This window comes from Humidesulfovibrio sp., from assembly GCF_035560995.1.
Classification (GTDB): Bacteria; Desulfobacterota; Desulfovibrionia; order Desulfovibrionales; family Desulfovibrionaceae; genus Humidesulfovibrio.
Genome location: NZ_DATMYK010000346.1, coordinates 1 through 8096, shown reverse-complemented (window position 1 = coordinate 8096; position 8096 = coordinate 1). Strand labels below are relative to the sequence as shown.

The following is an 8096-nucleotide window of genomic DNA, read 5'->3' as shown; positions in this document are numbered from 1 at the left end:
CCGCAAGCCCGCCTGTGGACATCACCCCGCCCAAGGGCGAGTCCGGCGTGCGCTTCCGCGCCGATCATCGCGGCCCCGGCGACCCCCGCCCGGCGGAACTCATTTCCGGCGCACCGGTGGCCCCAAAGGTCGCCGCGCCAGCCCAGGGCATGGCCCAGGGCCAGCCCGCCGTGGCCCAGGCCCTGCCGGACAAGCCGTGGGCGGTGCGCCAAACCGTGCAGAAAGTCCTCGCGCCCAGCGCGTCCAGCGGTGCGAGCCTGCCCCAGGTGGGCGGCGCCCCCCAGCCGGACACCCACGCCAACGGTTCCGCTGCGCCCGAGCCCCATGCCCCTGACCCGCATGCCGCAGCCGCGCCCAACGCGTCCGGCCAGGGGCCCGACGCCCACGCACCGGCACAGGACGCCCATGCTGCCAACGCCTCCACCCCGGCCGATGCCCACGCTCCCGCAGGCAAAGAGGGCGGCAAGGACGCCCACGCGGCCCCGGCCAAAGGTGGCAAGGACAAGGAGCCGCAAGGCCCCCTCACCCTGGAGCAGATCAAGGACGCGCTGCTGCAGGGCCAGTCGGACATGATGGCCGGAAAATGGGACGCGGCGGCAAAATCTCTTGAAGGCCTCCTGCGCGAGCCCAACCTCAAGGGCGACCTGCGCGAGGAAGCGCTTTACGCCCTGGCCGACACCTACATGCAGGCCTACAAGGACAGCATGCAGGCGAACTACGACAAGATCCAGGGCGCGCAGCACGCGGCCATGAACGCCAACCAGAAGTCCAACCGCGTGCCCCGCGCGCTCATCAACCTGGGCCTTCTGAACCTCAAGGTGAACAACCTGCCGGAGGCCAAGGCCTACTTCAACATCGTCAAGAAGAAGTACGCCCAGGACCAGAACGCCTCCATCATCCCCTTCACCCTTGGCGAGTACTACCGCAACAAGGGCGACCTGAAGACCGCGGCCGAGCACTACCAGAGCCTGATCCAGAACTACCCGGACTCGCGCCTGGCCAAGGACACCGCCTACATCCTGGCGCAGGTGCTGCGCAAGCTGGGCAACAACGAAAAGGCCTTCCAGATCGTGGACTATCTGGATAAGCGCTGGCCCCTTTTCTACATGGAGAACCCGAATTTCCTGAAGCTCGCCGCCGAGGTTGAGGAAAAGGTGGGCAAGCTCCAGCAGGCCAAGGACCACTACTGGACCTACTACAACCTGAACCCGGACAACGAGTTCGCGGACATCACCCTGGTGCGCATCGGCGACATCTACCTGCGCCAGGGCAAGCTGGCCCCGGCCAAGGAAGTGTACCAGAAGGCCCTGCGCGACTTCCCCAACCGCGAAGGCAGCCTGGTGGCGCGCATGCGCCTGGCCGAGGAAGGCATCTACGACGACCCGACCATGAGCGAGATGGGCCCGGTGTTCGGCAAGCCCGTGTCCACCAAGCCCAACGAGACCTACGAATACATCATGGCCAAGCACCCGGAGAGCCCACTGGCCCCCTGGCGCACATAAAGCTCGGCATGTGGCACTTCCACAACAAGGCCTACATGGAAGCCATGAACACGGCGACCTCCTTCCTTGAGAAGTACCCCAAGAGCAATCTTGTGGGGAAGGCCAACGAGCTGGGTTTCCAGGCATTCCTGCAGGCTCTGCCCGGATTGGTGCAGGAGGGCAACTACGCCCGCGTGCTCCAGCTGTACGATAATTCGCCCTTTGTGAAGGACAACCAGAGCAAGATCGGCGACGAAGCGCAGATGGCCATCGCCGTGAGCGCGTGGAAACGCGGCCAGGGCGACCGCGCCCTGAAGCTCGCCGGGCGCTTCCTGGGCAAGCAGCAGGTGCCCAAATACTCGGAAATGGCGCTCGACCTGGCCATGAACGTTTTCGTGGAGCGCAAGGAATGGAAGCGCATCTCCGACCTGGCGGCGCGCGCCAATGCGGCCTGGAAGCTTTCGCCCAAGCAGAAGGCCCAGTTCGAAACCGCGCGGGCCATGGCCCTGGAGAATCAGGGTGAGAACGAGAAGAGCCTGCCCCTGTGGACGCGCATCGCGGCCGACCCGGCCTCCGACCCAGCCACCCGCGCACACGCTACCTACGTGCTGGCCAAAGACGCCGCGCGCAAGCAGGACATGCACCGGCTCTTCGCCCTCTCGCAGGAGGCCCTGGGGCAACTGCTGGCCGCCGGGGGCGACAAGGACAAGATCAAGGACTGCCTGCTCATGGCCATAACCGCCACGGAACGCTCCGGCCGCTTCAACGAGACCCTCAAATGGAGCCGCGAGTTCGACCGCATCATCCCGGAAAGCGACCCGGACTGGGCGCCGATGCGCCTGCGCCTGGCGGACATCTACCGCCGGGGCGGACAGGTGGACGAATGGAAAGGCCTGCTCACGGACATCGTGAAGAAGAAGCCCGGCACAGTCTACGCGCGCATGGCCACCCAGTCGCTTGAAAGCAGCGCCCTGGACCAGCGCCTTCAGAACTACCTGACCAAGCCGCCGCGCTAGCCGCGCGCGTACCCGCCCCAAGGAGCCCGCCATGCCCATGCCCTACGCCGCAAGCCATGACCGCCAGCCCGCCGTGGCCGGCCAGTTCTACACCACGGATGCGGAACCGCTCATGGAGGAGGTGCGCGGCTACCTCGCCCAGGCCCAGCCCAAGAACGCGGCCCACACCATTCTGGCCATGGCCCCGCACGCGGGCTACTATTATTCCGGCATCATCGCGGGCGTCACCCTGGGGCAGGCCAATCTGGCCAAGACCGTGCTGCTGCTCGGCCCCAACCACACGGGCCTGGGCAAGCCCTTCGCCGTGTGGCCCGACGGCCGCTGGCTCTTCCCCGGCGGTTCGCTGGACGTGGACGAGGAACTGGCCGCCTATCTGTGCGAGAAAGAGCCCCTGCTGACCCCGGACACCCTGGCCCACCAGCGCGAGCATTCCCTGGAAGTCATGGTGCCCTTTCTGGCGGCGCTCGATCCGGAGACGCGCATCGTGCCCGTGTGCGTCTCGCACCCCGGCCTGGACACGCTTATGAGCGTGGGCAAGGCCATTGGCCGGGCCTTGCGGGGCTTTCCGCGCCCGGTGAGCATGCTGGTGAGTTCGGACATGAGCCACTTCGTGCCGCACGAGGTGGCCCAAAAGCAGGACACCCAGGCCCTGGAGCCCGCACTGCGCCTGGACCCGGAGCGTTTTTACGAGACCGTACGCGGCGAGGGCATCAGCATGTGCGGGGTGCTGCCCATGACTGTGGGCATTGCGGCCGCGCTGGAACTCGGCGCGGCGGAGAGCGAGGTCACCGGCTACGCCACCAGCGGCCAGATCAACGGTGAAATGCGCCGCGTGGTGGGCTACGCTGGAATGTTGGTGAGCTAGGCCCCGTCTTAACCCGTCCGGCCCCGTCCTACCAGGCGCGCACCATGTGCCCGGCGATGCGCCGGCGCTGGTCCTGGGGTGGCCGGCCTTCATCCGCCCGTTCGCAGAAGATCGGGATGTCGCCATTTTCGGCGGCACGCAGATAGCCCACGCATTCGATGACCCTTTCCCCCTGCTGGCCGCGCAGCACGCCGCGCAGGAAGCGGCGTGGATCGCCCAGGTCGCCCCTGGACGGCGCGATGTTCATGCGCACGTGCAGGTTGCCGTCCTCCATGGCCAGGCCGGTCAGGCTCACGCGGTCCGCCAGGGTGCCTTCCAGGGTGCCGTATAGGGTGTCGCCACCGGGCTTCAGCACCAGGGTGGGCAGACTGACGCCGTTCTCCGTCTCCAGGCGCCAGGCCCCGGACAGACGCTGCAACACGGCGGCCCGGTCTTCTATCTGCGAGGGCTGTGGCGGCTGCGAAGGCTTCGGAGGCTGCGGCCTGGATGCGGCGGCAGTCTGGGGAACCGGCAGCGAGGGCGTCACGATCACAGGCCCGGCCGTAGCCACCTGGATCTTCTCCTGCTGGGCCTGCTTTTCGGCCAGCTTTTCCGCCTGCTTCTGCGCCTGTTCCGCCTTGGCGCGGGCCACGGCAACCTCCGCTCGCTCCTTTTCCAGCTTCTTGCGCTCGGTCTCCAGGATGGCCAGCTGCTCCTTGAGGCGCGCCTCCTGCGGGGCCTGGGCCTCCTTGAGCTTCTGGGCCTCCTCGGCGTCCAGCTGCTGGCGGCGGCGCACAAGCTCGGCCTTCTCCTGCTCCACCTGCCGCTTCTCGGCCTCCAGCCCGGCCAGATAGTCCTTCAGCCGCTGCTCCTGCAGGCGCTGCTGCTGTGCGGCCTGGGCGGCGCTCATCTGGCTGGCGGCGATGGCCGCCGGACCCTGGGGCTGGCCCCCGGCCAAGTAGAAATACCCAGCGATGGACGAGGATTCCCAGGGCACCTGCTTCTTGCCGGTCTCGTTCATCACGCCGATGCGCACGCGCTTGAACACTTCCTCGATTGGCACACCGGGAGTGTTGATGTTCTCCAGCAGGTACTTGGTGTACAGGCCGTTCTGGCCGCTGCCGTCGGAGGCCACGGAATTGGGCGCCGTGGCGTAGGCCACCAGCGAGCCCGTGGGCGCGTCCATGCGCGCCAGGCCCTGGTCCACGGAGCGAAAGCCCCGCGTGAAGGGATTGTTGCGGCAGGCGTCCAGGATGACGATGTTTAGTTCGTTGCCCGCGTCCTCCATCTTGCCCAGCACGCGGCCCGCGTCCACGCATTCGTACTTGGCGTCCGACTCGCTGCCCAGGCGCGCGCCGATGGGCACAAGATAGTTCACCCCCTGCACCTGCACGCCGTGCCCGGCGTAGTAAAAGACGCCCACCCCGCCGCGCTTGAGTCTGAGCCCGAAGTCGCGGATGGCGTCCTCCATGGCCCGTTGGCCCACGTCGGTCTTGAGCTGCACGTCGAAGCCCAGGCGTTGCAGGGCGCGACCCACGTCGCGGGCGTCGTTGGCGGGATTTTTCAGGGGCTTGTCGCCATAGGCGGAGTTGCCGATGACCAGGGCGTAGCGGCCGCCGGAATCGGCCAGGGCGGACGCGGGAAGCCAGGCTGTGAGCAAAAACAGCGCACAGAGCGCAGAAATAAGTACCCGCGTGCGGCCCATGAGAATCCCCTGGCAAAGATGGTGTCGGTACCCTGTGTGCTTAAAACAGCCATATCCGAGGCGCGATCGTCTGGCAATTCCTGAATCCGCAGTCACTTGCACACCGGCTGGACAGCCGCGCTCCCTGCGGGTAGGAATCTTATGCAGGAAGACAGCCCCTTACTGGCCCGGCTACCCATGAAAGAATTGCAAGGACGGAGCCAAGCACGTGATTCTGAAACGCCTTCGCCTGTGGTTCGCCCACAACCATGCCCCCCGCTTCACGGGCCTTGAGATCCTCAAGTATATCGGGCCTGGCCTCCTCGTCACCGTGGGCTTCATCGACCCCGGCAACTGGGCGGCCAATGTGGCCGCAGGCGCGGGCTTCGGCTATTCGCTCCTGTGGATGGTCACCCTGGCCACGCTTATGCTCATCGTGCTGCAGCACAACGCCGCGCACCTGGGCATCGCCACGGGCCTGTGCCTTTCCGAGGCCGCGGTGAAGCACATGCGCCCGGCCACGGCCCGCCTGCTGCTGGGCTCGGCCATGCTGGCCGCCGTGGCCACGGCCCTGGCCGAGCTGCTGGGCGCGGCCATCGCCCTGAACATGCTCTTCCAGCTGCCCATCTGGGCCGGGGCGCTTTTGACCACGGCCTTCGTGGCCTGGATGCTCTACTCCAACTCCTACCGGCGCCTGGAAAAATTCATCATCGGCTTCGTGTCGCTCATCGGCCTCTCCTTCATCTACGAGCTGACCCTGGTGGACATCCCCTGGGGCGTGGCCGCTGCAGGCTGGTTCACCCCCAGCTTTCCGCACGGCTCCATCCCCATCATCATGAGCGTGCTGGGCGCGGTGGTCATGCCGCACAACCTCTTCCTGCACTCCGAGATCATCCAAAGCCGCCAGTGGAACCTGGAGAACAAGGAGGTCATCCGCCACCAGCTGCGCTACGAGTTCGCGGACACCCTGCTCTCCATGCTTGTGGGCTGGGGCATCAATAGCGCCATGATCCTTGTGGCCGCCGCCACCTTCTACACCCACGGGATAAATGTGGACGCCCTCGAGCAGGCCCAGGAGATGCTCAAGCCCATCCTCGGCAGCTCGGCCGCGCTGGTCTTCGCCGTGGCGCTGCTCATGGCCGGCCTGTCTTCCAGCGTCACCGCGGCCATGGCCGGGGGCAGCATCTTCGCCGGGTTGTTCTCCGAGCCCTTCGACATCAAGGACGCCCACAGCAGGCTGGGCGTGGGCCTGACCCTCTTCCCCGCCGCGTTGTGCATCCTGTTCATCAGCACGCCGTTTCAGGGGCTGGTCGTGTCGCAGATACTTTTGAGCATGCAGCTGCCCTTCACCATTTACCTGCAATTCCGGCTCACTGCGTCGCGCAGTGTCATGGGTGAATTTGTGAACAGTTCCTGGCACAATTTCGTGCTTGGGGGTATAAGCTTGGTCGTTGTTGCGCTCAACCTGCTGCTGCTGTGGGACACCTTCTTCGGCACGGGCGCAGGCTGAGCGCCCCGCGCACTTCATACACCCTGAACGCGAGGTCTGGATGAGCGACAGCTTCCCCTATGAAATCAAAGAATACACTGCCAGCGGGCACAAGACGGTGGCCATCGAGGCCATCCGCGAAGTGCCGCTGACCATATACCTGAACGGCCGCGAGGTGGTGACGCTTCTGTGCACGGGCAAGTACCCGCGCCATCTGGCCGTGGGCTTCCTCAAGAGCGATGCGCTCATCACCGAGCCTTCGCAGCTCCTCGATGTGGACATCAGGGACGAAGAGGCGCGCATCACCGCCAACGTCACCGTGAGCCACGACCCTTGGGCGGGCGGGCGCACCATTCAGCGCTCCATCACATCCGGCTGTGGCAAGGGCACCAACTTCGACCGCAACGTGGAGACCATCTCCAAACGCCGCGTGGAGAGCAGCCTCACGGTGACGCCCGCGCAGATACTGGAGCTTGCGGCGGAGCTGAAGCGCCGCAGCACCCTCTACGGCCGCACGCGCGGCTGCCACAACTCATCGCTGTGCAGGCCGGACGAGATGCTGCTCTTCCGCGAGGACATCGGCCGCCACAACGCCATCGACATGATCGTGGGCGAATGTTTTCTGGAGGGCATCCCCACCGAGGACAAGATGATCGTGTCCACCGGCCGGGTGGCTTCGGAGATCCTGCTCAAGACCGTGCGCATCGGGGTGTCGGTCATGGCCTCCACGGCCGTGGCCACCAGCTTCTCCGTGGAGCTGGCGCGCAAGATCGGCATGACGCTCATCGGCAACATCAAGGCCGACAGCTTCTGGGTCTACAACGACCCCGGCCGCATCATCCAGAAATAGACGCTCAGCGGGCCAGCACCTTCAGCCACTCCAGCGCCAGGGCCGTGGACGCCTCCGGCGTGTCCAGATGGTCTGCCTCCACCACCACGTAGCGGCTGAGCGGATGCGCCGGGGCGCGCTCAAAGGCGTAGCCCGGCCCAGGCCGGGAGAGCGGATCGCGGCTGCCCGCCACCCACAGGATGGGCACCGGGGCCTTGAGCAGAGCCGCGCTTCGGGGCATCACCGCCGGACCTTCCGGGTCATAGTAGCTCAGGTAGTCCGCGGCGGAGATGATCATTTCATGGGGCTTGCCCATGTTCAGGTCGGTGAAGGACGCGCGGGTGTCGCCTTTGCCCGCGGCCACAAGTTCCCTGGCCTTGATCACGCTGGCGGCGGAGACCTCCAGCTGCCGGCCGATGTCCGGCGTGTGCGCGGCGGCGAGGCAGAGCACGCCGGCCACGCCGGGATAGCGCGCCGCATAGGCCAGGGCGGCGTTGCCCCCCAGGCTGTGCCCGCCCACCACCACGGCCGTGGCCCCCTTGGCGCGCAGTTCCAATACCGCGCGATCCACCTCGGCCAGGGCTTCCAGGAACCCGGCGTTGTACGCCCTGCGCTTGGACCAGGGCATTTCCGGCGTGGCCACAAGATGCCCGGCCTCACGCAGACTTGCGGCAAGGCCGGAAATGTGCCGGTCCGGCGCGCCGTACTTGCCGTGCAGCAGTACCACGCCGATGCGCCCCCCTTCGGCTGTCT

The 8096-nt window shown here is 66.5% G+C and carries 7 protein-coding genes; 5 read left to right on the top strand and 2 right to left on the bottom strand.

Annotated elements, in window-relative coordinates:
• The 3 genes from VN419_RS13810 to amrB form a co-directional block, all read left to right on the top strand.
• Positions 1–1502 (top strand): tetratricopeptide repeat protein (locus VN419_RS13810; RefSeq protein WP_325647798.1); only part of this gene is annotated, 1502 nt, incomplete at its 5' end.
• Between the two features lie 8 nt (positions 1503–1510).
• A complete protein-coding gene (locus tag VN419_RS13805) occupies positions 1511–2497 on the top strand; it encodes a hypothetical protein (RefSeq protein ID WP_325647797.1) in 987 nt (328 codons plus the stop codon).
• Between the two features lie 31 nt (positions 2498–2528).
• Positions 2529–3362, top strand: coding sequence for an AmmeMemoRadiSam system protein B (amrB, locus tag VN419_RS13800; RefSeq protein WP_325647796.1), 834 nt, complete (start codon positions 2529–2531; stop codon positions 3360–3362).
• Between the two features lie 28 nt (positions 3363–3390).
• Here amrB and VN419_RS13795 read toward each other — a convergent pair whose 3' ends face one another.
• On the bottom strand, positions 3391–5001 hold the full coding sequence (locus VN419_RS13795; protein ID WP_325647795.1) for a caspase family protein: 1611 nt from the start codon (positions 4999–5001) through the stop codon (positions 3391–3393).
• Between the two features lie 253 nt (positions 5002–5254).
• Between VN419_RS13795 and VN419_RS13790 the strand changes: the two genes are divergently transcribed.
• Entirely contained in the window at positions 5255–6535 is a 1281-nt protein-coding gene (locus VN419_RS13790) for an Nramp family divalent metal transporter (RefSeq protein WP_325647794.1), read from the top strand.
• Between the two features lie 40 nt (positions 6536–6575).
• Entirely contained in the window at positions 6576–7364 is a 789-nt protein-coding gene (gene fdhD, locus VN419_RS13785; protein WP_325647793.1) for a formate dehydrogenase accessory sulfurtransferase FdhD, read from the top strand.
• 4 nt (positions 7365–7368) lie between these two features.
• Here the strand turns inward: fdhD and VN419_RS13780 are convergent.
• Positions 7369–8096 (bottom strand): alpha/beta fold hydrolase (locus VN419_RS13780; RefSeq protein ID WP_325647792.1); only part of this gene is annotated, 728 nt, incomplete at its 5' end.